Below are 23,575 nucleotides of genomic sequence, written 5' to 3'. Positions count from 1 at the left end.
GGCCTGGTCTTGGGTTCAGAGCAAACCCTGTTCTGCGCAGGCTTTGACCACTTGCTCGCGAAGCCAGGTATTGGCGCTGTCCTGATCGCTGGCTTCGCTCCATTGCATGTCGAGGGTAAATCCTGGCAAGCCCTTTGGTGCTTCGCAATGACTGAATACCGCGTCATTGGCCAGCAGCGTTTGAATGCGCCGCGGTAGCGTCAGGATGAGGTCGGTGCCGGTGATCATCTTGAGGGCTGCCCTGTAGCTGTTGGATCGCGCGATAAGCTGTCGTTTGTGATCGACACTGTGGGTGTCGAAGGTCTTGTATGGAGAGAGCACGTGACGATATTCAATGAACGATCGCAAACTTGGGCGTAATTGCGGCGGGGTTGCGCGTTTATCGAAGACGTAAACCAACTCGTCTTCAACCAGCCTCCGGGATTTGAAGTCAGTGTGGCTGTGTTGAAAGTCGTGACCGAAGCAGATCACCAGATCGAGACTGCCATCGCGCAGTTCATCGGCGGGCAGGGCGGTATCGAGTTTTTGCACATTGACGATCACTGGCAGGTTGGCGAAGTCGAAGTTCTTCAACAGCCGCGGCAGTACCAGCAGTTCGAAGTACTCCGACGCGCCAATGTTGAAGGTGACGGCTTTTAGCGTCGGATCAAAGGCTTGAGCTCCGGAATGGCAGAAGTTGATGCCTTCCAGAATCTTCAGCACATGCTCGTGCATGGTGGTGGCTTTGTAGGTTGGACGCATTCCTGATCGGGTGTTGATGAACAAATCATCTTTGAAGCCGGTGCGCAGCTTTTTCAGCGAATAGCTGACGGTGGACTGGCTGACCCCCAGGGTTTCGGAGACGGCGGTGACGCTACTTTGTTCATACACGGCGACGAACACCATGAGGTCCTGCATATCGAGCTTTCTAAGTAAATTGCTGTTAAGCATCTGCCCCATCCCCATGAACTCCCTGTTCTGTTTTGAACGCGATCTATCCATAAAAGGATAACGGAACGATAGTGCCAGGAGAATGCCTTGTAGGAAGCTTCATTGTCAGATGTGGGACACAACGTGTAGGTAACACGACCTACACATTCAATCGCTGGCCTGAAGAGGGGGCTTTCCGGGATTTTCTGGATCAGCGCGGACTGCTCGAAAGTGATCTGTATCGAGTGCCAGGCGCTGAATATCCCACCGGCCAAGCGCTGAAGTTACGCCCAGACACTTGGCTGCGGTCGGTCAGTAAAGTGAAGTCTTATTACAGCAATCCGTCTTGCGCGCACACGCTGACAATTTGTTCGCGAAACCAGTTATTGGCGCTGTCTTGACCTGGTTTCTCGTTCCACAACATGTCCAGTGTGAAGTTCGGTAAACCCGTCGGTGGTTTGCAATGGCTGAATCTGGCTTCATTACTGATCAGCATCTGGATGCGCCGAGGCAGAGTGAGAACAAAATCGGTTCCGGGGATCATGTTGAGTGCTGCAACGTAACTATTAGCTCGTGCGACAATTTGACGGGTGTAATCCCATTTGCTGAGCCAGCCATCCACCATGTTGGTGTCTGAAGTCCATGGAGTCGGGAAGATATGCTGGCGTGCGACAAAGGTGTCCAGGCTGAACTCGCCCTCTGGAGGCGCAAAGTCTTTATCGACGACGCAGACCAAGTCATCTTCCAGCAGTACTTGTGATTTCAAGTTTTTAGTATTGCGATGAAAATTGGGGCCGAAACAAATTACCAGATCGAAACGGCCATCCATCAGTTCATCGTTAGGGATGTCTCTGTGGAATTTCTGGATATTTACAATGACCGGAAAACTACTGCCGATAAAGCGTTTCAATAAGTTTGGAAGTATAAGAAGTTCAAAGTATTCAGGTGCACAAATATTAAAAGTTATCTCTTTTTGCGCTGGGTCGAATGAGTGTAGTCCGGAATGGCATATGTTTATGCTCTTCAGGATTTTGAGAACATGGCTGTACATCGTGGCGGCTTTGTGTGTTGGCCACATGCCATTGCGGGTATTGATGAAGAGCTCGTCGTCGAAACTCGTGCGCAGCTTTTTCAAGCAGTAGCTCACCGTGGACTGGCTGACGCAAAGGGTTTCGGAGACCTCGGTGACGCTTCTTTGTTCATACACAGCCACGAAAACCATAAGGTCCTGCATATCCAGTTTTCTTAGCAGATTGCTATTAAGCATAAAGGTCCATCTCGGTGAAAATCCATGTGTGTCACGTTACGTCATGTTTTGTGACAAGGTTGTTTATTTATATATTAGTGGAAGCAATTGGTTTTTTAAATAGTCTGTGGGAAATTTCCTCAATATATTCTCGTTCCACTTACAGAGAACCCTGAGCAGGGATAGGAGGGCGAAGTGTTGGTACGAGTCACGGAAAGTCAAACGCCGTTATGGATGCAGGCGACTGAAGTTGTGAAAGAAAAGTTTCGCAGCTCTTATAAGGCATCCGTAGAACCGAGCCCGCAGTATTTTGCGGTCACCCAGGACAGTGAGGAACGGATTCTTTCTTGCGCCGGTATAACTTTTGCGGATGACCGCACACTTTTCTCGGAGCAATACCTGTCGCAACCGATAGAAACGATTCTGTCCCAGCGTTTTGAAAAGATGATTGATCGGTCAGTTATTGCTGAAATAGGCAGTTTGATTTCTCATCATCTGACGGCCGGAATGATCATGGTCAACATGGTTCCGTTGTTGGCCTGGTGCATGGGGGCTCAATATTTGCTCTGCACCGTTACGCCCCGGGTCCGGAAAATGATGGAAAGCTGCCAGATCGATTTCGAACCACTACTCACGGCCGACCCTCAGCGTCTGGCCGACGATGGTGGCAAGAACTGGGGTACCTACTACTCGAAATTACCCGTCACCGGTTTTATCCGCGTGGACCCGAAACGTTCGCGATTCGCCGCTATGACCCTCGGTACTTTGTTCACCCAGTTGCCGAACAATTTGCCGACGAGGGCGCAGTCATGAGCGGTCGTTTCATTGCGGACCTGCGGCTGGCATTACAGATCAATCGTCAGAAGGTCTGCGCTATCGATTGTGCTCCGACCGGCCTGGAACACGCCGCTGTCATGACCTATGGCGAGCTGGAGTCCCGGGCGCTGAATCTGGCGGCAGAACTGCAGCGGCGTTTCGACACGGCGGCTCATGGCGATCATGTTGTGCTGGGGATTGCGACGCGTAACAGCAGTGACTGGTTGATTGCCGATCTGGCTTGCCTGTTTGCCGGAATTACCGCATTGCCTTTGCCGCTGGCGTTCAGTCAGTCCCAGGCCGAGCACCTTGCCGAGCGTTGTGACGGGTTTCTGGTGGATGCCGCAGGCGAGCGGACGCTGGCTGAGCGCTGGAGGCTGGACTTTCCCGACAGCCGCCTCAGACGTATCGACGAACCTGCCCTGGAGCAGCCGTTGTTGCGAGAACCGGACGGCGATAGCGCGTGGATCTGCAAAATCATTCACACCTCGGGGACTACCAGTCGGCCCAAGGGCGTGCGCCTGAGCACGGCGGCGGTGGGGGCGGTGTTGACTTCCCTGCGCCAGTGGATGCCGGTCGATGCTCATCGCAGCTACCTGTCACTGGTGCCGTTGAGCCTGCTGCTGGAACAAGTGACCGCCGCGTATTTGCCGCTGCTGGCCGGTGGGATCGTGCATTTCCTGCCTGAAGGCGAAGCACTGCTGGGGGAACCGGGAATGTCGCCGCAGCGCTTGATCGAATGGATCCTGCAGGTCGAGCCGACGGCCTTGACGGTACCACCGGTGATGCTCAATCGCTTTCACGAGCTATTGACCGAAGGCGGCGCGCAGGGTGAGCGCCTGTCTCGTTACCTGCATTCGGGGGTGCATATCACGTGCGGCGGCGCGGCCGTCAGCATCGATATCCTGCACGCCCTCGCCGAGGATGGTATTGCGGTGTTCCAGGGTTACGGGCTCTCCGAGAACGCCTCGGTCGTCAGTATGAATACCTTGCAACACCAACGTCTGGGCAGTGTGGGCAGGCCGTTGCCGCATGTTCAGGTGCGCATCGGCGCCGACCAGACCATTGAGGTCAAGAGCAGTTCGTTGTTCAGCGGCTACTCGGGCAAAGACCCGAGCGCCTGTTCGATGTCCGACGATGGCTGGATGGACACCGGGGATTTGGGAGAGCTGGATGCTGATGGCTTTCTCTATGTTCGCGGTCGTAAGAAAAATGTGATCTGCCTGCCCAATGGCCGCAACGTCAGCCCGGAACAGGTCGAGCTGGAATACCGCGAATATCCCGGTGTGCGCGATGCCGCTGTGTTTTTCGATGAGGCCCATGGTCTGGTGGCGTTGTTGTGTGTTGAGTCGGCACCGGATCGCGATGAGCTGGCCAGCTGGTCAGCCCGGCGCTTTTCCGACATCGAGCGGCCGAGTCGCCTGTGGTTGCTGACCAAGGACGATCCATTGCTCGAGCAACTCTACACCGTCACCGGCCGTCCAAAACGCGCCGATATCGCTACTGTTTTCGCCAATCTGCAAGGGAATGCATCTGATGAACACACCTGCCTATCACTGTGAAAGCCCCGACGTATCCATTATTGAGCCGCGCCATTTCGCAAGCCTGGGCAAGGCAGAGCTGTACGACTTGCTGGGGCATTACGGTGTCGTCCTGTTACGTAACTGCATCCACAATGCCGAGGATTTCAGCGCCTATGTGAAGCAGAACAGCTCGCGGCTGAGCCTCGACCCGGCTCGCGTCATGGTCGGTGGAGCCGCGCAGTTGGTGGATGCGGGCCGCCAGGCGATCGGTCTGCATTGCGAAAATGGTAACTCACCGTTCTGGCCGGACATCACCTGGTTCTATTGCCAGGAGGCGCCGCGCGCAGGCTCGCAAACCACCTTGTGCGACGGTGAGAAAGTACTGGCGAAGCTGTCATCCGCCTGCCGCACATTTTTCGAGGACAACCCGATTCGCTACAGCCGCACCGTTGCCGGCGACAAATGGCGTCGGCTGGTTTGCCACTATTCGCCAGCGCTCTCGGACCCGGCGGCGGTCAGGATCGAAGATCTGATGCAGATCATCGGCGACGATCCGCAGACACAGATCTCCTTCAATGCATTTGATGATTCGATTCATTACGCCTTCAGTACCCCGGCGATTCTGGTCTCCGAATTCAGCCAGCGTCCAGCGTTTGCCAACAGCATTCTCGGGCCGTCCTTCAACTATGAAGTGCCAGTGATCGATACATCGTCCGGGCAGCCCATTCCCGGCGAATTCCTGCACGAAATTGCCGAGGTTTCCGCGCAATACACCTACCCGGTCGGCTGGCGTGACCATGACATGGTGATGATCGACAACCGTCGGGTAATGCATGGCCGTGAGGCCATCGTCGACGAGCGCCGCCGTATCTTCAATGCCCTGAGCTACCGCTGAGACCTATTCATGAAGACCAATAACAAGCAGATCATTTCAGGTCAGTACGAGACGTATATCGACGGTGACGGTCGCCAGATAGTCGATCTGGCCGGCGGGTTTGGCTTTCAGGTGCCGGCGGTAATCGACGCGGTCAGCCTTCAGGCGCAAAGCATGGGGCTGTCCAATCGAGTGCTGATGTCCGACCCACTGATCGCTTTGTGCCGGCGCTTGGCCGAGCTGCTACCGCAGCCGCTGGTCAGCTCTTATGTGTGCAGCTCCGGCGATGAAGCATTCGAAGGCGCCTTGAAACTGTGCAAAGGTCTCAAGCCCAAGGGCAACACCATTGTTGTTGTCCAGGGCGGCGACTATGGCTCGCTGAGTTACGGACGTTGCCTCAGCACGCCGCAAAACTATCTGCAGATGCAGCGTTTCCTGGGCTTCGAGCTCGTGGCGATCAGGCATGTCCGCGACCTGGATAAAGTGGACTGGAACGATTGCTTCGCGGTTTGCCACACCAGCACCGTGATGGATGGAGACGGTCGCTTGCGCCTGATAGAGCAGGTGCTACTCGATCACTTGTATGTCGCGGCGGCCAATGCGTCGGTGCCGGTCATCGCGGTCGACGTGCAAAGTTGTCTGGGGAGCCTCGGCACGCTGTTCGGTTTCCAGCGTTTTCGCAATACCCCGGACATCGTGGTGTTGGGCGGGCCGCTGGGCGGCAGCGCGATTCCTATCGGCACCTATACCTGCAGCGAACAGATGGCGTATCAGGTCTATGGTCGCAGCAGCCCGGCGAAACATGGCAGCACCACCGCCGGCAACCCGATGGCCTGTGTGGCCGCCATGGCGGCACTTGATTATGTGCAGGCACACGACTTGCCCACACAGTGCCTCACTAACGGCAAGATTCTGGCGCAAGCGCTCGCCTCATTCGGTGCTGTCGCCTGCGGTGCCTGGGTCAGCCTGCCGCTGCCAGCCGACCTCAATCCCGCCGAATTGTGCGAGGAGCTTTATCAGCGTGGCATCTATGTCAGTGCACCCCGTGGCCGCGAGTTGATTCTGCGCTGCCCGATCACTGCACGAGCCGAACACATCCAGCGCGCATCCCGGATTCTCAAGGAGACTTTAAGCCATGTCCTTAACCCTATCGCATGAACAACTGCTGGATGACTGCCAGCGACATTGGAGTGCCTCGGCGGCCAAGCTCTATCGCCTGGGTAAAACCAGCGTCGAAAAGGACGCCGATGGCATCTATGTCACCGACCATGCCGGCAAGCGCTTTATCGATTGCGCATGCAGCTATGGGGTGTTCATCGTCGGCCATCGTAATCCGATGGTACGTGAACAGGTGCAGACCCAGTTGAACCAGATGGCCTGGATTCCTGAGGGGCGGGTGCATCCGCTGCAAGGCGCATTGTCCGAGCGCCTTCGGAATCTGGTACCGGGGAAGTGGGGGGATGTGCAGTTTATGGTCTCGGGTGCCGAAGCCATCGAACAGAGCATGCGGTATGTGCTCAAGGTACAGCCGCACCGGCGTGGAATCGTGGTAATGAGTGATTCCTATCACGGCAAGACGCTGGCGGCGATGAGTATTCTTGGGCAGAAACAGCACCATCGCAGCTACGGCACCGCGGCCTCGGAAGTGACTTATGTGCCGTACGGTGACTTCGCCGCCTTGCAGAGAGCGGTAGGCGAGGGTGTACGTGCGGTGTATGTCGAGCCGATTCTGGGGGGCGCCCACTTACAGGTTCCGCCCGTGGGTTACATGGCGAACATCCGCGCCCTGTGCGATGCCACTGAGACCTTGCTGGTGGCCGACGAAATCCAGACCGGTTTCGGCCGCTGTGGCAAGTGGTTCGCCGTGCAGTATGACGACATCGTGCCGGACATCATGATTCTCTCTAAAGGCCTGACGGGCGGTTACACCTCGTTTGCCTGCGCGATGTACAGCTGGCGACTGACCACGCAATACCCGCTGAGCGAGATCGAGCCTGACCAGCGAACCAATGGCGGGCATCCGGTGGCGTGCGCCTCGGCACTGGCCGCTATCGATTACATCGAGCAGCACAACCTGGTCGAGCAATCACGGATCAATGGCGGTTTGCTGCGCCATGGCCTGCAACGGCTGGCTCAGCGTTATCCGCAGATTGTCGAGGATGTGCCCGGTGTCGGCCTGATGACCGGCCTGCGCTTGCGCGGTTCGGTCTACGAAGCGCTGATGAGCATGGAGTTGGGCAAGCGTGGTGTGCATGCCGGGCATTCCATGAATGAAAAAGCCGCGCACCCGGTTCTGCGGTTTTACCCGCCGCTGAACATCACGCCCGAAGCGCTTCGGCATGTCCTGACGATGACCGAGGAGGCCCTTGAGGCGATCGCCCGGCGTCCGAAGCTGGCGGTCAAGGCGTTTTCTCTGGTGGTCAGAAACATGTACCACATCCCCAACAAACTACTGCGCAGCAAAGGGAAGCGCTGAGTATGTTCAATCCCGATACTCTGACGCTGCGCGAAATGGCCGGTCTGCTGCGCCGTGGTGTGCTGACCAGCGTCAACTTGCTGGAGTTCTACCTGCAGCGTATCGCCGAACGCAATCCGCAGATCAATGCCCTGATTCAACTGGAGTCTGTCGACGAACTGCGTCGACAGGCCCGGGAGGCCGATGAGATGGCCCGCATCGGAAAGATTCGTGGCCCTTTACACGGCATCCCCATGACCATCAAGGACGTCTGCCATGTGCGCGGCTTCCGAATGTCGCGAGGCCTGAAGGAGTTGCTGGGCGAGGCCAGTCAGGAGGATGCCACGGTCGTTGCCCGGCTTCGCCAGGCGGGGGCGATCATCCTTGGGATCACCAATGTTCCCGAGCTGTGCATGGCCTTTGAAACCGACAATCTGCTGTATGGCCGCACGCTCAATCCCCATGACGGGTGGCGCTCCGCCGGTGGCAGCAGTGGCGGGGAAGCGGCAGCCATCGCGGCCGGTTGCTCGCCGGCCGGGCTGGCCTCGGATGCTGGCGGCAGTGTGCGGATTCCGGCGCATTTCAACGGTATCTGCGGCATGAAACTGACCCAGGGGCGTGTGCCGTTGACCGGCCAGTTTCCCTGTGATCGCTCCGGGCTGTTTCATCTGACGTCGGCGTTTGGCGTGATGGGGCGTTATGTCGACGATCTGGCGTTACTCGGGCAACTGATCAGCGGCGCTGACGGTCACGATCCGGACACCGTCGATGTGCCGTTCGCTGACAGTAAGCCACTGGACCAAATGCGTGTCGCGCTGTCCTGGGAATCCACCAGAACCCGGGTGAGCCCGGCGGTGAAGCAGGTTCTGCAACGGGTCGAGAGTTGCCTGAGCAGTGTGGTGGCGCAGGTTACACCGACGGCTCCGCAGATGCTCGACGAGGCCTGCGATGTGCTCTGGCGGGTTTTCATCACGGGTGGGGATGCCGGGCGTGGCTGGAAGCGTTTGTTCCAGTCCATGGACAAACAGACCTATACGCCCGCCACCATAGGGTTGATTCGCTTGAGCGAAGAGGTCGAGTTGAGCGTGGATGAAATGAAGCGCGACTGGATTCTGATCGATACGTTTCGCTATCACTTGGCGAAGTTCTTCAATCAGCACGATCTGTTCATTTGTCCGGTGTTCCCGGACGTGGCGTTCGCTCATGGCGAGTCTTTGCAGGATCGTGATCGCTATGCCTTTGTGTTTCCGTTCAGCCTCTCCGGTTCACCGGCGGTGGTCATTCGCGCCGGGCATGATCCGGCCAACGGGATGCCGATCGGCATCCAGATAGTCGGCCCGCACTGGCAGGAAGAGCGGCTGCTGGCCGTGGCCAATTTCCTTGAGCGCGAACTGGAGCGCTGGAGTCCGGTGGCCCCGTTGGACGCAGTCACTCTCTGAAGGAACTCAAGCCGTAACGGTTTTGGCGTGACGGCTGGTGATCACCATTGCCAGCATGCCGACACCCACCAGCACCGCACCGGTGACATCTATCAATACCGGTTGCTGTCTGAGCCAGAACCAGTGAAACAATGTGACAAACAGGGTGTTCAGGTAGACGTAGGAAACCACCGTTGACGGTGAAATCACCCCGATTGCCCGATGCAGCAGCCAGAATGTCGCCAGGGTGCCAAACAGCGCCAGGTACACCAGCCAGAACATATCGCTCGACGACAACTGCGCGCCGCTGCGCCAACCGCCGCTAAACAGACAGAACACAAACAGAAACAGCGAACCGAAAAGCATGTTCCAGAAGGTCATCGCCACCGGGTCGCGCCCCTTCAAACTCTTGGCCTTGAATCGCTGGCTCAGTGGCGAATAGAGCGCCATCGCCAGACAGCCGACGCCGAAGACCAGTACCGGGTACAACGCGGGCAGTTCGCCCGGAGCCGCCCCTTTGAGCGTCAGCAGCAGGGCGCCGATTGCCGCAATCGACATCGGCAACAATCGGGTCTTCAGACTCGTACTCGGTAGCAGGAATACCTCAAAGAATAACGTCATCAGCGGCACCAGCGTGTACAGCGTCGCGGTATTGACCGCCGTGGTGTAGCGCAGTGCTTCAAACAGCGAACCAAAATACGTCGCCAGCAGCAGCCCAAGAACCGCATGGGCCAGCAGGCCTTTGGCCGAGATCGGTGAAGTGTTTTTCAATAACAGCAGCGGCAAGAACATCAAGGCTGACAACAACAAGCGCAGCCCGGTCAACAGGATTGGATCTATCGATTGGCTGACTTCTGCCGCCGCAAAGAAAGACGATGCGATCAACATCGCCCAGATCAGCATGCCCCAGTGAGCTTCTGCAAAACCGACTTGTTTCATGAGTTCCTTCCCCAGCGTTTGAAAATAGATTTAGCGGGCGCAGTCGGTAATGCCAGCCAGTTAAGGGTAAATCGGATCTGTAGGCGGGCCTTGAAAGGACCTTCGAAGACTATTGGATATGCTGCGCGTATTGCCTTGGGTTGAAGCGCAGCACCATTACAATCATCACCGCCATCACCGCTGTGAGTGACCACCAGGCCCATTCGAAGCTACCCAATTGGTCGCGAATCATCCCGGCAATCAGCGGCGAGAGGCCCGCGATCAGGTAACCGATGCCTTGCACAAAGGCCGTCAGGCCGCCGGCACGACGCGGGTTATCCAGGTGATCAAGGGACACGATCAAGCTCATCGGGAACAGACCGCCAATGCCCAGGCCCAACAGGCACGGCCATAGCAGGCTAAAGCGTTCCGGGCTGAGGATCAGGCCGCAGAAGCCGGCCATGATCAAGGCCAGCAGAACGACCAGTACCAGACGCTTGTCCTGGCTGCGGTTGGCAATCGCGGGTGTTATCAGCCCGGACACAACTTCCATGGCCGTGAGAAACCCCAGCAGTAAGCCGGCATTCTGTTCGCTCCAGCCTTTTTCCACGTAATACGGGGCTAGCCAGGCCAGCACACAGGTGTAGGAGGCCGTGCCCAAGCCGAAGAAAATCGCCAGCAACCAGGCCCGTGAGTTACCGACGAAGGACTCCTGGCGCCCCATCGGTGCCGCCGGCAATGGCGCGATTGCCGAGCGCTGGGCAAGCCAGAAGACCAAGGCAACCAGCGTGAGCAGCGCCCAGATTGCCAGGCCCATCCGCCAACTACCGGTTTGCGCGAGGACGAAAGGCGAGAACGATGCCGCAATCGCCGCTCCGCCCATGATCGAGGTGACATACAAACCCATAAACAGCGAAACGTTGTCGCTGAAGCGTGACTTGATCAGTGCCGGCATCACTGCCTGAATAAGGGCGATCCCCAGCCCGGCCAATACCGCGCTCAGGATCAACTCAAGGCTGCTGTCCAGGTACAGCCGCGAGACCGTGGCCACACCGATGATCAACAAGGACAGGATGATGGTGCGGTGTTCACCAACCCGTTGCGCGATGCGCATTCCCAGGAACATCGCCAGCCCCATTGCCATGACGGGCAGCATGGTCAGCAGCGAGGCGGTACTGAAACTTAATGGAACATCCCCGCGAATGGCCGACAACAACGGCCCGACAGCGGCCATCGAAGGCCTCAGGTTCAGTGCCACCAGTACCACGCTGACCATCAGCCATCCGGCATAGGAGCTTGTAGTACGAACGTTTTCCATAACGGAACCCCAAATATACAAGGTTGTGATTAGGCCGCTCCAAGCCTGCAGGGGCAAACTGAAAAGTCACTGGCACTATCGAGAAATTAGGTTGGTTACCGGGAGGAATGTTTAGCCGATCTGCAACCAAGGTTCATCAAGTCTGGATTTAACGGCTTATCTGCCCGTGTGACGCTGCTTTGCATCTGTTTACTGCGGTCTTTTCCATGGACGTCTGGCTGATCGGCATCAAACACGAGGCGTCTGGTGCCACTTCAAGCCTTCAACCACGTCGTCTATACAGGCCTGCCAGCGCGCCAAGCCTGTCTGCACTCCCTTCTGAACTGGCTTTCTGGGCACTGTGGCATTGCCGCCACGCACGCCCGCCGGATTCCTGCATGTCCCGTTGATTGTTCTGACAGGTCCCGCGCTGTGCGCCGGGATCAAACCGGCGGCGCCTGTGCGTTTGCCTGACGCGGATAGACGAGAATTCCCATGAGCTGTGCCACGACATCCTTCGCCACGAAAGAAGAAGCCCTGTCCTTCCTGGAACACCATCCGGATATCGAGATGTTCGAGCTGTTCATCCTCGACAACAACGGTGTGCCACGGGGCAAGTTGCTGCATCGCGATGAACTGCTGGCGGTGTACGAAAGCGGGCGGCCGCTGCCGAGTACCATTCTGGGCCTGACCATCAATGGCGATGACGTAGAAAATTCCGGGCTGGTCTGGGACGTCGGTGATATCGATTGCCGGGCCTACCCGATCAGCGGCAGTTTGCAGCGCATGCCGTGGCGCTTGATTCCCACGGCGGCGGTGCAGGTCAGCATGCATCCAAAAGAGGGCATGCCCGCGACCATCGCCGACCCACGGCACCTGCTGGCCAAGGTCATCGAAGGCTTGCAGGCCGACGGTTATTACCCGGTGATGGCGGCGGAGCTGGAGTTCTATTTGCTGGATCAGCAGCGCGACAGTAACGGTCGGCCGCAGCCAGCGCGGGATGTCGATGGCGGGCGGCCACGCTCCACGCAGGTCTATGGCTTACGTGAGCTGGAGCAAATCGAGCCGTTTCTGGCCGACCTCTACAGCGCCTGCAAGCTGCAGGGCATTCCGGCGCGCACAGCAATCTCCGAATATGCGCCGGGGCAAGTGGAAATCACCCTCGAACACCGCACCGATGCTTTGCAGGCGATGGATGAAGCGGTGCGCTATAAACGGCTGGTCAAGGGCGTGGCCCACAAGCATGGGATGGCGGCCTGTTTCATGGCCAAACCGTTTGATGATCTGGCCGGCACCGGCATGCACATGCACGTCAGCCTGGCGGACAAGGAGGGCAATAACCTGTTCGCCAGCGAAGCCCCGGACGGCACGCCGCTGCTTAAGCAAGCGGTCGGCGGAATGCTCAGCACGTTGCTCGATTCATTGCTGCTGTTCTGTCCGAACGCCAACTCGTATCGTCGTTTCCAGACCAACAGCTACGCACCACTGGCGGCCACCTGGGGCGTGGACAACCGCACCGTGAGTTTGCGGGTGCCCGGCGGGCCGGCATTCTCTCGGCATATCGAGCACCGCATCTGTGGTGCCGATGCCAACCCGTACCTGGCGGCTGCGGCGATCCTGGCCGGGATTCATCGCGGCATCCGCGAGCAGCTTGACCCTGGAGCACCCGTGGAGGGCAATGGGTACGCCCAGGCTACGGAATTGCTGCCCACCGACTGGTTGACCACATTGCGAGCGCTGGAGGCTTCGAGCTGGGCGCGGGAGGCCTTTGGCAGTGAGTTTCTTGGCGTGTATCTGGCGGTGAAACGCGCCGAATACCGACAGTTCATGGGAGAAGTCGGTGAGCAGGACTGGCGCTGGTACCTGCATCAGGCTTGAAACGAGTTCCCACTGTTGGAAGTTTGGGCCTGATTGTTACGAGCCAACTAATCGTTGGCTTATTTTTCACAAAAAATTGATGGTTGGCTGCTTAAGATTTGTGTTGTCGCGGTAAATGAAATTTTCACATTAACCGCGGGCACTTCTTTTCAGGAACAGCCGTTCATCATGTTGAAGTTCAAAGCCGTGCGCCCCGAGTGGGTGACGTTGATTGCCAGCGCCTTTTTATTGGCAGGGTTCAATTCAGTGCTCTGGCAACACCTGTTCGTTATCACCGCTGCAGACGGTCAAGGCATCGCCATGCGCGTCGCGTTCGGGGCGATGATCCTGGCGGTCTTCAACATTGTGCTGACCTTGCTGGCATTCCGGCCTGTGATGAAACCCGTGTTGACGCTGATCTTTTTGGTCAGTGCCGGCGTGGCCTATTTCATGAGCCAATACGGTGTGTTGATCGACGCCGGTATGTTTCGTAACTTCGCAGAAACCAATGCCACAGAAGTGCGCGATTTACTGTCCGTGAAGTTGTTTATTTATATTGTATTTCTCGGAATTTTACCGTCGTGGCTGTTGTGGAAGGCGCCGGTTAATTATCGTCGTTGGCACCGTGAGTTATTAAGCAAAGTGCTGGTAACTGTCGCATCGATTACGGTGATCGGCGGTGTCGCCTTGGTCAACTATCAAGGCTTGTCGTCGTTGTTTCGCAATCACCATGAATTGCGCCTGATGGTGGTGCCAAGCAACTACATCGGCGCCTCGCTCGGCTATTTGCGCGAGCAAGTCGTTTCTGCCCGGCAACCCTTTGTCAAACTCGGTGAAGATGCCAAGAAAAACCCGGTCTGGCAGACCCACGGCCGTAAATCCCTGACGGTACTGGTGGTGGGCGAAAGTGCCCGGGCCGAGAACTTCGGCATCCTGGGTTATGACCGCGACACCACTCCCCAACTGGATAAGGAAACCGGCCTGATTGCCTTTACCGATGTGCATTCTTGCGGCACGGAAACGGCCGTGTCGGTGCCTTGCATGTTCTCCAACATGGGCCGCAAGGATTACAACGCCAGCAAGGCAAAGAACGAGGAAGGTCTGCTGGACGTGCTCAAACACGCCGGCCTCGAGGTGATCTGGCGGGATAATCAGTCGGGCTGCAAAGGCACCTGCGATCGGGTCACTGTCGACGACGTGAGTAATCTGAAAGACCCGGCGTTGTGTGCCAATAGCGAGTGCCGCGATGAAATTCTCCTGCAAGGTTTGCAGCACTTTATCGACACGCTGGATAAAGACACCGTGTTGGTACTGCACCAAATGGGCAGTCACGGTCCGGAATATTTCAAGCGCTACCCGAAAGAGTACGAACACTTCACCCCGGTGTGTGAAAGCAATGCACTGAACAATTGCAGCCGCGAAAGTATCGTCAATGGCTACGACAACACATTGGTGTACACCGACCATGTGCTGTCGACCCTGATCGACCTGTTGCGCAGCAATCAGGACAAAGTTGATACCGCGATGCTTTATCTGTCGGATCACGGCGAATCGCTGGGCGAATACAACCTGTTCCTTCATGGCACGCCTTACATGCTGGCGCCGGAACAACAGAAGCATGTAGCGATGCTGGCGTGGTTCTCCGACAGCTATCAAAAATCGTTCTCGGTGGACACTCATTGCCTGCAACTGAGTCGCGAAAAGCCCTTGAGCCAGGACAACCTGTTCCATTCGATGCTTGGCCTGCTGGAGGTCAACAGCAAGGTCTACGACCCGGGGCTGGACATGTTTGCCGGCTGCCGCGGTGCGGTGATTGACGGTGTGCTGGCCAAAAAATGAGCCCGTCGACCTTTTTTTCACGCGCCAGTGGTTAACCTGCCGTCAGTCGATATTCCAATAAGAGCCATTGCACATGTCCGCGCTGCCCCCATCCGCCATCGAACTCGAGTTCGCCCGGCGCTACGATCAGGAACACGCACGCGTCTGCCTGCAGTCGCGGCCGCGTGGCCTGGCGGGGCGTTTGACGTTCTGGCGCGACGAGCAACTGGTGCGTAACGCGCTTCAAGTCGCTGGCGAACCGGGATTGATTCTTGATGTGGCCTGCGGTGTCGGGCGCTTCTGGTCGATACTGGCCGAGCATGCGAATCGGGTGATTCTTGCGACCGATCCGTCTCAGGACATGCTCGATCATGCCCGCACCCACCATCCGCAACACCTGCTGGAGCGGATCAAGACCTTTCAGAGTTCAGCCTTCACCATCGGTTTGTCGGCGAACGCGGTTGATTGCATTTTTTGCATGCAACTGTTTCAACACATCGCCAGTCCTGAGCATCGGTTGGCCATGCTGGGCGAGTTCCATCGGGTCAGTCGCGACACGGTGATCGTTGCAGTGCGGGCTGATGCGCATTTCAAGCTGCGCCGATCCGGTGTGGAAGGCGCACAGTCCCAGCCACAGGCGAGCAAGGCCGAGCTTGAGGCCGAGTTCAGGCAAGCGGGTTTCCACTTGCTCAGCCATCAGGACTTCCTGCCGGGGTGTGCGCGGATGCGGGTCTACGTGCTGCGTAAGGGCGGCTAGGGGGCGTTCTGTCAGACTATTCTTGCGGTCCAGTAGGTATTTTCGCTAAAGCTCTTGTTCAGTGGATGCGCGGAAATCGCCGGGGGCGATATATACTGCGCGCCATTCTTCAAGGGAGAGCCGTGTGGCCATCGATATTCACTGGATTCGCGACAACGATAGCCTCGGTCAGTTTTGCGCCGAGTGGCAGCAGCTGCCATTCGTTGCCCTCGACACCGAATTCATGCGGGTCGACACCTTTTACCCGATCGCAGGCCTGCTGCAGATCGGCGATGGCGTACGCGCTTACCTGATTGATCCGCTGACCATCGACAATTGGCAGCCGTTGGCCGCATTGCTGGAAAACCCGGCCGTGGTCAAAGTCGTGCATGCGTGCAGCGAAGACCTCGAAGTCCTGCTGCGCCTGACCGGCAGTCTGCCGGCACCGCTGTTCGACACCCAACTGGCCGCCGCTTACCTGAACCTGGGTTTTTCCATGGGCTATTCGCGGCTGGTGCAGGAAGTGCTCGGCATTGACCTGCCCAAAAGCGAAACCCGTTCCGACTGGCTGCAACGTCCACTGTCCGACACCCAGATCAGCTACGCTGCCGAAGATGCCTTGCACCTGGCGGAAGTTTTCGTACAGCTGCGTCCGAAGCTTTCTGACGAAAAATACGCCTGGGTCCTGGAAGACGGTGCCGAGCTGGTGGCCAATCTGCGTCGCGAGGTCGACCCGTATGAGGTCTATCGCGACGCCAAACTGGCCTGGAAACTGTCCCGCGCCCAACTCGCCGTGTTGCGTGAACTTTGCGCCTGGCGTGAGACGCAGGCCCGTGCCCGTGATCTGCCGCGCAACCGCATCGTCCGTGAACATTCCCTGTGGCCGTTGGCTCGCACGCAACCGGACAACCTTGGCGCGCTGGCGAAAATCGAAGACATGCACCCGCGTACCGTGCGTCAGGATGGCGAATTTCTGCTTGATCTGATCAAGCGCTCTGGCAGTGTGTCGCCTGATCAATGGCCGCCTGCAGTGCCGGAGCCGTTGCCGGTGGACGCCGCCGCGCTGGTCAAACAGCTGCGCGCCATCGGACAGGCCGAAGCCGAGCGCCTGAACATCGCCCCAGAACTGATGCTGCGCAAGAAAACCCTGGAAGCGCTGCTTAAAAGCGGCTTCCCCAATGGTCCTTACCAATTGCCTGATTCGCTGCGTGGCTGGCGCCGCGAATTGATGGGCCAGGCGCTGCTCGACAGCCTGGCCACCGCCGGAGAACAGCCTTGAAACGTATTTGCTCCATCTATCGAAGCCTGAAGAAAAACGAGATGTACCTCTATGTGCTCAAAAGCGATGCACTGGAGCGCGTTCCGGAAAGTCTGATGGCGGCCTTCGGCAAACCGCATCACGCTTTCGATCTGGTGCTGACACCCGAGCGCAAGTTGTCACGCGAAGACATCACTGTGGTGCTGGAAAACCTCGAGAAGCAGGGTTACCACCTGCAAATGCCGCCGGCCGAAGACGAATACATCGAGCATCTGCCGGAAGAATTGCTGCGACGCAACGACCCGATGTAATCGGCAGACAGGCTCTGTTCAGAGCCTGTATGAAATACTGGAATGATTTTGGCGATGGCCAGGGCGATGGAGTGATACTCCGTCGGCGGCTGTCTGCACTGTTTTTGAAAGGTTTGAACCATGCGCGTTCTGATTGCTGAACACGACCACCCTGTGTATGCCCAATTGTTGCGTCAGGCAGCGCCTGATCTGGAAGTACTGACCAGCGGCGACTCCGCCGAACTGGCCCGTCAGGCCGCCGATTGCCAAGTCTGGCTCGGTCAGCCGGACCTGCTGGCGACGCTGTTGCGTCAGGGCCACACGCCGGCATGGCTGCAGTCGACCTGGGCCGGCATCACGCCGTTGCTGGCCGACGGCCTGCCACGCCACTATCGCCTGACTCGCGCGGTAGGGATTTTCGGTCAGGTCATGGCCGAATACGTACTGACTTACATGCTCGGCCACGAGCGCGAAGTACTGGCGCGACTGGTCAGCCAGGTCGAGCGTAAATGGGACAACCGCCAGGGTCAAAGCCTGGCCGGGCGCAAGGTGTTGATCGTCGGCACCGGTGACATCGGTCAGACCGTGGCGCAGTTTCTGCTGCCGTTCGGCGTCGAGTTATATGGCATCGCCAGCGAAGCCCGCGAGCAGGCGCCCTTTGTCGAAGTCGGCGCGCTAAGTGATTTGCCGCGCCTGGTCGGCGAAGTGGATTACGTGATCAATCTGCTGCCGAACACCCCGAATACTCACGACCTGTACGACGCCGCACTGTTCAAGCAGTTCAAGCCGACCGGGTTGTTCATCAACGTCGGGCGCGGCGTCGCGGTGGTCGATGCGGATCTGGTGGAAGCCTTGAAGGAAGGGCATCTGGCCGGGGCTGTGATTGATGTCTGTCGTCAGGAGCCGCTGCCGCAACGCCATCCGTTCTGGACCGCGTGGGGCCTGCTGCTGACCGGCCACAGTTCTGCACCGACTTCGCCACCGATGATGGTGAAGTTGTTCGTCGAAAACCTGCGGGCGTATCAGGCGGGCGAAGCGTTGCGTGGGGAAGTGGATTTCGCGCGCGGGTATTAAATCCACCACCAATCAAATAATGTGGGAGCGGGCTTGCTCGCGAAGGTGATGTGTCAGCCGATATTCAAGGTGACTGACACACCGCTTTCGCGAGCAAGCCCGCTCCCACATTTGAACTTCATCGTTGGTTAGAGGGTGAAATCACCTTCAGCCGCCAACTCGCTCAGCGGACGACGCGGGCTTGGCTCTTCGCGCGCTTGCAGGTACTCGGCCAGCGTCGCCTTGTCGCCCAGCTTGCCGATCGCCACCGCCGCGTGCAGCGCATAGCCCTCAGGAATATTCAGCTCTTTGCGGGTCAGTTCCTGATCGAAACCGGCCATGCCGTGAGTGTGCCAGCCGCTGATACTCGCTTGCAGCGCCAGGTGGCCCCAGGCCGAACCGGTGTCGAAAGTGTGGGATTGCGCCGGTGTTTCTTCGGTGGCGCCAGGTATCGCAAAGGTGGTTTTCGAGACCACGATCACCAGTGCCGAGGCATGCTGGGCCCAGCTGCGGTTGAACTCGTTCAGCAGGCCCAGGTAACGCTCCCAGTTCGGCGTGTCGCGACGCGCATAGAGAAACCGCCAAGGTTGCGAGTTGTACGCCGATGGTGCCCAGCGCGCGGCTTCGAAGAAGCTCAGCAGGGTCTCTTCGGCAATGGTTTCGCCGGTGAAGGCACGGGGCGACCAGCGATCGGTGAACTGAGGGTGAATGGCGTAATCGGCAACGCGTGGGTTAGCACTCATCAAGAGATTCCTTTACGTTTGAAAGTGAGGGTCGTCTAAAAACCGGCGAGCGCAGTTGAGCTGAGCGATGGGGTTTTCCGAGAGCCTGGGCCGTTCACCTGAATGCAACGCGGTTGAGCGTTAATGGCACGTGGGCAGGGCTTCTTGCGATTGGCAAAGCTACCGGGCGGCGCAAAAACTCACAAGTGCCGTGTACCGGCAGTCGCCAATGCTTGGCCCGCCGGTGCCTTGGCACTAGACTGGCGGCCTTTTCACCACCTGATGTTGATGCTTGAGCCATGGCCGCCAAAGTCGAACCGTTCTGGATACGCAAAACCCTCGATCAACTCGATCAAGAGGAATGGGAATCGCTGTGCGATGGCTGTGGCCTGTGCTGCCTGCAAAAACTCGAGGACGAAGACGACAACGCCGTCTACTACACGCGCATCGCCTGCAAGTTGCTGGACCTCAAAACCTGTCAGTGCACCGATTACCCCAACCGCCGCGACTTTGTGCCCGATTGCATCCAGCTCACGCCGGGCAAGGCCGATGAGTTCAAATGGCTGCCACCGACCTGCGGTTATCGACTGGTCAGCGAAGGCAAGGATTTGCCGCTCTGGCATCACCTGGTGTGCGGTGATCGGGAGGCGGTGCATCACGAACGTATTTCCCAGTCCGGGCGCATGCTCGCCGAGGGCAGCGTGGCCGAAGACGATTGGGAAGACCATCTGATTTTTCGCGCGGGTTGATTCCCATTGCTTATGGTGGTGAGGGAGGTTGCTCGCTCGCCACACCAGGAGTGTGTATGGCGGCTGTGGGAGTGCGGCGGGCGTTGGCTGTCGGGCTGCTGGCCCTGAGTTTGCCTGTATGGGCGGCGAAGAAAGTCGATCTGGATTATCACGTGCGCTTGTTGCCGCAAAGCGATCAGGCCGAAGTGCGCCTGACCCTGGCCCAGGGCTCAGCGGTGCGCAGTCTGGATTTCGACTTGGGCGATGGCAGTCATTACAGTGATTTCAAGGCCGATGGCCAATGGCAGCTCACACCGGGCAAACAGGCCCGTGGTGTCTGGCGTCCGACCGCCGAAAAGGCCCGCCTGACCTACCGCGTGCGCATCAGCCATGGGCGCAAGAGCGGCAGCTTCGACACCCGCATGACGCCGAACTGGGCGCTGATGCGTGGCGATGACCTGGTGCCCGCGGCCAAACTCGATCAGCAGGACGGCATCGAACTGGTCTCACGCCTTGAATTCGAATTGCCCACCGGTTGGAAAAGCGTCGAAACCGCCTGGCCGCGGATCGGCAAGAACAAGTTCCGGATCGATAACGTCTCGCGTCTGTTCGACCGTCCCACTGGCTGGATGCTCGCCGGCCATCTAGGCAGCCGTCGCACGCGGCTGGGGGAAACCGAAGTCACCGTCGCCTCGCCACAGGGGCAGGGCATGCGCCGCATGGACGTGCTGACGCTGCTGACCTTTGTCTGGCCGCAAGTGCAGGAAACTTTTCCGCGTCATCCCAGCAAGTTGCTGATTGTCGGCGGCAACGACCCGATGTGGCGCGGCAGCTCGGCCGCGCATGAATCGATCTACCTGAACACGCGTCTGCCGCTGGTCAGCGAAAGCGGCACCAGTGCGCTGGTGCGTGAACTGGCTCAAGTGTTGGGGCGGATCAACGACAGCCAGCGCAGCGACTGGATCAGCGAAGGGTTTGCCGAGTATTACGCCATCGAACTGGTGCGCCGCGCAGGCGGCATGAGTGATGAGCGGTATGAGAGCCTACACAGCAAGTTGGTCAAGGACAGCCAGAAGGTCAGCACTTTGCGCGGTGAGCAGATCAACCCGGCGCAGGTGGCCAAAGCGGTGGTGTTGCTACAGGAACTGGATCGCGAAATTCGCCTGAAAACCCGCAACAAGCGCTCACTGGATGATGTGCTGCGTGGGGCGATGCATTTGGAGAGTGTGGATACCAAGGCATTCGTTCAGCTCGCGCAAAGCGTTATTGGCGAGTCTTCCAAGGTGCTTGATACCGGGTTGCTTCAGTAGCACCGCCATCGCGGGCAAGTCGGATCGCGATGAGGCCCTGAGCCCCACCGCAACCTTCGGATCAGACCCCGGCTTTCGGCGAGTTCAACGAATCATTTCCCGTCACGGTCGCCGTGCTGGTCGCCGCTTCGGCATTGGCTTTCATGCGGCTCAGGTCATCCCCGGCGCGCTCGATTCTCGCGCGTGCGTTTTCCATGTCCTGACGGTTCTTTTCCAACAGTCTTTTCGCCGAACAATGCCCAGTGATGCCCCGGGCCAGGGCTATGCCGCCGATGGCTATTTCAATCAATCCGAACACGCCGCCGCGTCGCAAGCCCTTGCTTAGCATGACCACGCCACCCGCCAGGGACCCGGCGCGTTCCCAGCCATGAACGTTCTTTTCGGAAGGGCTCTGGAACGGGGTGGTTTCGATACGTTCTACAGGATTGAACTCGCGCATGATCTGTCTCCAGGCAGGGAAGGGTTGCTTCAGCAATAGATATTTAGCTGACTGCCTGGGCGAGCGGCTTGTTCCATCGAATATGTGGCAATTCAGCGGAATTTCGGCCCAGAGCGGGTGTTGTTGCCTTTGGCCATGCGGTCATACAGCACAACGTTGACGGTGGCCGCCAGGTTCATGCAGCCGGTGGTCGGGATGTAGACCACGTCTTCGCACCACTCGCGGATTTCTTTATCCAGCGAACCGTCTTCGGGGCCGAAGATGTAGAGGGCACGATCCGGGTGAGTGTATTCCGGCAGCGAGCGGGCGCCATCGACCAGTTCCACGGCAACCGGGACGCAGCCCAGGGGCAGGATTTTTTTCAGGTCGTCGATGCCGATCAGCGGAATGTCGTAGTGGACTTTCTTGGTGTCTGTCACGAAATCGGCGGCGCGTTCATAACGCTTGCCGGTGTAAAACACCGACGCCACGCCATAGCAGCCGGCGGCGCGCATCACCGAACCGACGTTCTCCGGTGATTTGGGGTTATACAAACCAATGCAGCTGTACCGTTTATCTGCCACGAGCGGGGTGCCTTCGGGGAAAAAACGGCGATTATACGGGGATTGGGGGAGGGGGGGCAGATTGTAGATTGGTGGTGATTGTTCGATCGCTTTCGCGAGCAAGCCCGCTCCCACACTGGATCTCGGGTGAACACACTATTTGTGTACGCCGCAGATTAAATGTGGGAGCGGGCTTGCCCGCGATGGGGCCGGTGCAGGCGCTGAATATCTTCAGTCTTCTTTCTTCATCAACCCGGCCAACGCCGCAAACGGGTTGTGCGTCGCCTTGGCAATCTTCGGCGTACTCAACGAGCCTTCATCGAAATACTGCTGATCGGTATAACGCGAGTGTTCATTGTCGTGGCAATACAGGCACAACAGCTCCCAGTTCGAGCCATCCTGAGGGTTGTTGTCGTGGTTGTGGTCGCGGTGATGCACGGTCAGTTCGCTCAGGCGTTTGCCGGAGAACTCACGGGCGCAGCGGCCGCACACGTGCGGGTACATCTTCAGGGCCTTGTCGCGGTAACCCATTTCCTTGTCGCGCTGGTTGTCGGCGAGGATGCGGTCCAGCTTCGATGTGTTGGTTGGGGTGGACGAACTCATGGGTTCACCTTTGTAAAAGACTAATGACGGTTATGACGTGAGTTTAGCTCAGCCCTTAAGCTTCTCGGCAATCCAGATGGTGTGGCGGGTGCCTTTGTTGCCATGGGCGAAAACCTGGACTTCCTCGGCCTTGAAACCGGCCTTCTTCAGTTTGTCGGAAAACTGCTTGTCGGCGCTGGCTGACCACACCGCCAGCACGCCTTTGGGCCGCAACGCCTTGGCACAGGCGCTCAGGCCACCGGCGGAGTAAAGCCAGCTGTTGGCCCGCTGGGTCAGGCCTTCGGGGCCGTTGTCGACGTCGAGCATGATCGCATCGAAACCTTGCGGCTCGGCTTGCAGCACTTTGGCCACATCTTCCATACGGATTACCGTTCGCGGGTCGAGCAGCGGATTGCCGGCTTTCTCGCCCAGCGGTCCGCGGTTCCACTCAACCACACCGGGCACCAGCTCAGCGACCACCACTTCAGCCGTTTTGCCCAAATGCTTGAGCGCCGAGGCGAGGGTGAAGCCCATGCCCAGGCCACCGATCAATACCCGCGAATTCGGCCGGCCGGCGACCTTGCGGCAGGGGATTTCGGCCAGGGCATCTTCGGAGCCGTGCATGCGGGTGTTCATCAACTGTCCGCCGTCGCCGCCCTGAATCTTGATGACGAAGTCCTCGCCGTATTCGAACAGGCACAGGGCACCGCCGTTTTCAGGGATGGGGGTGGTGTCGAGCAGAACGAAACGTTTCATGGGGCTCTCTTGAGGAGAAATTGATATA

General features: G+C 58.2%; 23 protein-coding genes. 14 read left to right on the top strand and 9 right to left on the bottom strand.

From position 1 onward, the window contains the following. Positions 1–15: 15 nt before the first annotated feature. Both KVG95_RS11835 and KVG95_RS11830 read right to left on the bottom strand, forming a co-directional pair. A complete protein-coding gene (locus KVG95_RS11835) occupies positions 16–930 on the bottom strand; it encodes a LysR family transcriptional regulator (RefSeq protein ID WP_217856595.1) in 915 nt (304 codons plus the stop codon). A gap of 310 nt (positions 931–1,240) precedes the next feature. After that, positions 1,241–2,176, bottom strand: coding sequence for a LysR family transcriptional regulator (locus KVG95_RS11830; RefSeq protein WP_217856594.1), 936 nt, complete (start codon positions 2,174–2,176; stop codon positions 1,241–1,243). Between the two features lie 174 nt (positions 2,177–2,350). Here KVG95_RS11830 and KVG95_RS11825 point away from each other — a divergent pair, with 174 nt between their 5' ends. The 6 genes from KVG95_RS11825 to KVG95_RS11800 are packed head-to-tail and all read left to right on the top strand — an operon-like array spanning position 2,351 to position 9,262. Continuing rightward, entirely contained in the window at positions 2,351–2,968 is a 618-nt protein-coding gene (locus KVG95_RS11825; protein ID WP_007898678.1) for a thermostable hemolysin, read from the top strand. Continuing rightward, a complete protein-coding gene (locus KVG95_RS11820; protein ID WP_217856593.1) occupies positions 2,965–4,533 on the top strand; it encodes an AMP-binding protein in 1,569 nt (522 codons plus the stop codon). Before KVG95_RS11825 ends, KVG95_RS11820 begins: the two co-directional genes overlap by 4 nt. Continuing rightward, on the top strand, positions 4,508–5,389 hold the full coding sequence (locus KVG95_RS11815; protein ID WP_217856592.1) for a TauD/TfdA family dioxygenase: 882 nt from the start codon (positions 4,508–4,510) through the stop codon (positions 5,387–5,389). The genes KVG95_RS11820 and KVG95_RS11815 overlap by 26 nt, the downstream gene beginning before the upstream one ends. Positions 5,390–5,398: 9 nt before the next feature. Beyond that, positions 5,399–6,526, top strand: coding sequence for an aminotransferase class III-fold pyridoxal phosphate-dependent enzyme (locus KVG95_RS11810; protein ID WP_217856591.1), 1,128 nt, complete (start codon positions 5,399–5,401; stop codon positions 6,524–6,526). Further along, on the top strand, positions 6,504–7,844 hold the full coding sequence (locus KVG95_RS11805; RefSeq protein ID WP_052966442.1) for an aspartate aminotransferase family protein: 1,341 nt from the start codon (positions 6,504–6,506) through the stop codon (positions 7,842–7,844). Before KVG95_RS11810 ends, KVG95_RS11805 begins: the two co-directional genes overlap by 23 nt. Before the next feature lie 2 nt (positions 7,845–7,846). After that, on the top strand, positions 7,847–9,262 hold the full coding sequence (locus KVG95_RS11800; RefSeq protein WP_217856590.1) for an amidase: 1,416 nt from the start codon (positions 7,847–7,849) through the stop codon (positions 9,260–9,262). 6 nt (positions 9,263–9,268) lie between these two features. Here the strand turns inward: KVG95_RS11800 and KVG95_RS11795 are convergent, their stop codons facing one another. Continuing rightward, entirely contained in the window at positions 9,269–10,180 is a 912-nt protein-coding gene (locus tag KVG95_RS11795) for a DMT family transporter (protein WP_052966444.1), read from the bottom strand. A gap of 109 nt (positions 10,181–10,289) precedes the next feature. After that, positions 10,290–11,477: a cyanate transporter gene (locus KVG95_RS11790; protein ID WP_217856589.1), complete on the bottom strand. Its 1,188-nt coding sequence runs from the start codon at positions 11,475–11,477 to the stop codon at positions 10,290–10,292. Positions 11,478–11,951: 474 nt separating this feature from the next. On the opposite strand from KVG95_RS11790, the gene KVG95_RS11785 reads away from it, so the two are divergent. The 6 genes from KVG95_RS11785 (at position 11,952) to KVG95_RS11760 (ending at position 18,489) form a co-directional block, all read left to right on the top strand. Continuing rightward, the gene (locus KVG95_RS11785) at positions 11,952–13,334 is read left to right on the top strand and encodes a glutamine synthetase family protein (protein ID WP_217856588.1); all 1,383 of its coding nucleotides are present in this window, start codon (positions 11,952–11,954) and stop codon (positions 13,332–13,334) included. A 168-nt stretch (positions 13,335–13,502) separates the two neighbouring features. After that, positions 13,503–15,152, top strand: coding sequence for a phosphoethanolamine transferase (locus tag KVG95_RS11780; protein ID WP_217856587.1), 1,650 nt, complete (start codon positions 13,503–13,505; stop codon positions 15,150–15,152). A 73-nt stretch (positions 15,153–15,225) separates the two neighbouring features. After that, the gene (locus tag KVG95_RS11775; protein ID WP_217856586.1) at positions 15,226–15,888 is read left to right on the top strand and encodes a class I SAM-dependent methyltransferase; all 663 of its coding nucleotides are present in this window, start codon (positions 15,226–15,228) and stop codon (positions 15,886–15,888) included. Between the two features lie 124 nt (positions 15,889–16,012). Continuing rightward, a complete protein-coding gene (gene rnd, locus KVG95_RS11770) occupies positions 16,013–17,146 on the top strand; it encodes a ribonuclease D (protein WP_217856585.1) in 1,134 nt (377 codons plus the stop codon). Beyond that, positions 17,143–17,436, top strand: coding sequence for a YcgL domain-containing protein (locus KVG95_RS11765; protein WP_007898694.1), 294 nt, complete (start codon positions 17,143–17,145; stop codon positions 17,434–17,436). Before rnd ends, KVG95_RS11765 begins: the two co-directional genes overlap by 4 nt. A gap of 120 nt (positions 17,437–17,556) precedes the next feature. Then, positions 17,557–18,489 carry a D-2-hydroxyacid dehydrogenase gene (locus tag KVG95_RS11760; protein ID WP_217856584.1) on the top strand — a complete coding sequence of 311 codons (933 nt, stop codon included), beginning with the start codon at positions 17,557–17,559 and terminating at the stop codon, positions 18,487–18,489. Positions 18,490–18,617: 128 nt separating this feature from the next. On the opposite strand, the gene KVG95_RS11755 is transcribed toward KVG95_RS11760, so the two are convergent. After that, entirely contained in the window at positions 18,618–19,211 is a 594-nt protein-coding gene (locus tag KVG95_RS11755; RefSeq protein ID WP_217856583.1) for a nitroreductase family protein, read from the bottom strand. A 278-nt stretch (positions 19,212–19,489) separates the two neighbouring features. On the opposite strand from KVG95_RS11755, the gene KVG95_RS11750 reads away from it, so the two are divergent. After that, positions 19,490–19,939, top strand: a complete 450-nt coding sequence (locus KVG95_RS11750) for a YcgN family cysteine cluster protein (protein ID WP_052966452.1) — start codon at positions 19,490–19,492, stop codon at positions 19,937–19,939. Positions 19,940–19,995: 56 nt separating this feature from the next. Beyond that, the gene (locus tag KVG95_RS11745; RefSeq protein WP_217856582.1) at positions 19,996–21,228 is read left to right on the top strand and encodes a hypothetical protein; all 1,233 of its coding nucleotides are present in this window, start codon (positions 19,996–19,998) and stop codon (positions 21,226–21,228) included. A gap of 61 nt (positions 21,229–21,289) precedes the next feature. Here KVG95_RS11745 and KVG95_RS11740 read toward each other — a convergent pair whose 3' ends face one another. The 4 genes from KVG95_RS11740 to KVG95_RS11725 all read right to left on the bottom strand — a co-directional run bounded on the left by KVG95_RS11740 (position 21,290) and on the right by KVG95_RS11725 (position 23,547). Next, on the bottom strand, positions 21,290–21,667 hold the full coding sequence (locus KVG95_RS11740; protein ID WP_052966454.1) for a YgaP family membrane protein: 378 nt from the start codon (positions 21,665–21,667) through the stop codon (positions 21,290–21,292). A gap of 92 nt (positions 21,668–21,759) precedes the next feature. Beyond that, entirely contained in the window at positions 21,760–22,230 is a 471-nt protein-coding gene (locus tag KVG95_RS11735) for an RNA methyltransferase (protein ID WP_052966455.1), read from the bottom strand. Positions 22,231–22,440: 210 nt separating this feature from the next. Beyond that, entirely contained in the window at positions 22,441–22,812 is a 372-nt protein-coding gene (locus tag KVG95_RS11730) for a YajD family HNH nuclease (RefSeq protein WP_007898702.1), read from the bottom strand. A gap of 48 nt (positions 22,813–22,860) precedes the next feature. Then, on the bottom strand, positions 22,861–23,547 hold the full coding sequence (locus tag KVG95_RS11725) for a spermidine synthase (protein ID WP_217856581.1): 687 nt from the start codon (positions 23,545–23,547) through the stop codon (positions 22,861–22,863). Positions 23,548–23,575 lie beyond the last annotated feature (28 nt).

Source organism: Pseudomonas farris (assembly GCF_019145235.1).
Classification (GTDB): Bacteria; Pseudomonadota; Gammaproteobacteria; order Pseudomonadales; family Pseudomonadaceae; genus Aquipseudomonas; species Aquipseudomonas farris.
Note: the sequence above shows the minus strand (reverse complement) of the source record. Positions and strands in the feature narration are given on the sequence as shown.

Excerpts from the sequence above, each read along its gene's own strand:
- KVG95_RS11835 (WP_217856595.1), bottom strand. The coding sequence starts at position 930 with ATGCTTAACAGCAATTTACTTAGAAAGCTCGATATGCAGGACCTCATG.
- KVG95_RS11830 (WP_217856594.1), bottom strand. The coding sequence starts at position 2,176 with ATGCTTAATAGCAATCTGCTAAGAAAACTGGATATGCAGGACCTTATG.
- KVG95_RS11820 (WP_217856593.1), top strand. The coding sequence starts at position 2,965 with ATGAGCGGTCGTTTCATTGCGGACCTGCGGCTGGCATTACAGATCAAT.
- KVG95_RS11815 (WP_217856592.1), top strand. The coding sequence starts at position 4,508 with ATGAACACACCTGCCTATCACTGTGAAAGCCCCGACGTATCCATTATT.
- KVG95_RS11810 (WP_217856591.1), top strand. The coding sequence starts at position 5,399 with ATGAAGACCAATAACAAGCAGATCATTTCAGGTCAGTACGAGACGTAT.
- KVG95_RS11805 (WP_052966442.1), top strand. The coding sequence starts at position 6,504 with ATGTCCTTAACCCTATCGCATGAACAACTGCTGGATGACTGCCAGCGA.
- KVG95_RS11800 (WP_217856590.1), top strand. The coding sequence starts at position 7,847 with ATGTTCAATCCCGATACTCTGACGCTGCGCGAAATGGCCGGTCTGCTG.
- KVG95_RS11795 (WP_052966444.1), bottom strand. The coding sequence starts at position 10,180 with ATGAAACAAGTCGGTTTTGCAGAAGCTCACTGGGGCATGCTGATCTGG.
- KVG95_RS11790 (WP_217856589.1), bottom strand. The coding sequence starts at position 11,477 with ATGGAAAACGTTCGTACTACAAGCTCCTATGCCGGATGGCTGATGGTC.
- KVG95_RS11785 (WP_217856588.1), top strand. The coding sequence starts at position 11,952 with ATGAGCTGTGCCACGACATCCTTCGCCACGAAAGAAGAAGCCCTGTCC.
- KVG95_RS11780 (WP_217856587.1), top strand. The coding sequence starts at position 13,503 with ATGTTGAAGTTCAAAGCCGTGCGCCCCGAGTGGGTGACGTTGATTGCC.
- KVG95_RS11775 (WP_217856586.1), top strand. The coding sequence starts at position 15,226 with ATGTCCGCGCTGCCCCCATCCGCCATCGAACTCGAGTTCGCCCGGCGC.
- KVG95_RS11760 (WP_217856584.1), top strand. The coding sequence starts at position 17,557 with ATGCGCGTTCTGATTGCTGAACACGACCACCCTGTGTATGCCCAATTG.
- KVG95_RS11755 (WP_217856583.1), bottom strand. The coding sequence starts at position 19,211 with ATGAGTGCTAACCCACGCGTTGCCGATTACGCCATTCACCCTCAGTTC.
- KVG95_RS11750 (WP_052966452.1), top strand. The coding sequence starts at position 19,490 with ATGGCCGCCAAAGTCGAACCGTTCTGGATACGCAAAACCCTCGATCAA.
- KVG95_RS11745 (WP_217856582.1), top strand. The coding sequence starts at position 19,996 with ATGGCGGCTGTGGGAGTGCGGCGGGCGTTGGCTGTCGGGCTGCTGGCC.
- KVG95_RS11740 (WP_052966454.1), bottom strand. The coding sequence starts at position 21,667 with ATGCGCGAGTTCAATCCTGTAGAACGTATCGAAACCACCCCGTTCCAG.
- KVG95_RS11730 (WP_007898702.1), bottom strand. The coding sequence starts at position 22,812 with ATGAGTTCGTCCACCCCAACCAACACATCGAAGCTGGACCGCATCCTC.
- KVG95_RS11725 (WP_217856581.1), bottom strand. The coding sequence starts at position 23,547 with ATGAAACGTTTCGTTCTGCTCGACACCACCCCCATCCCTGAAAACGGC.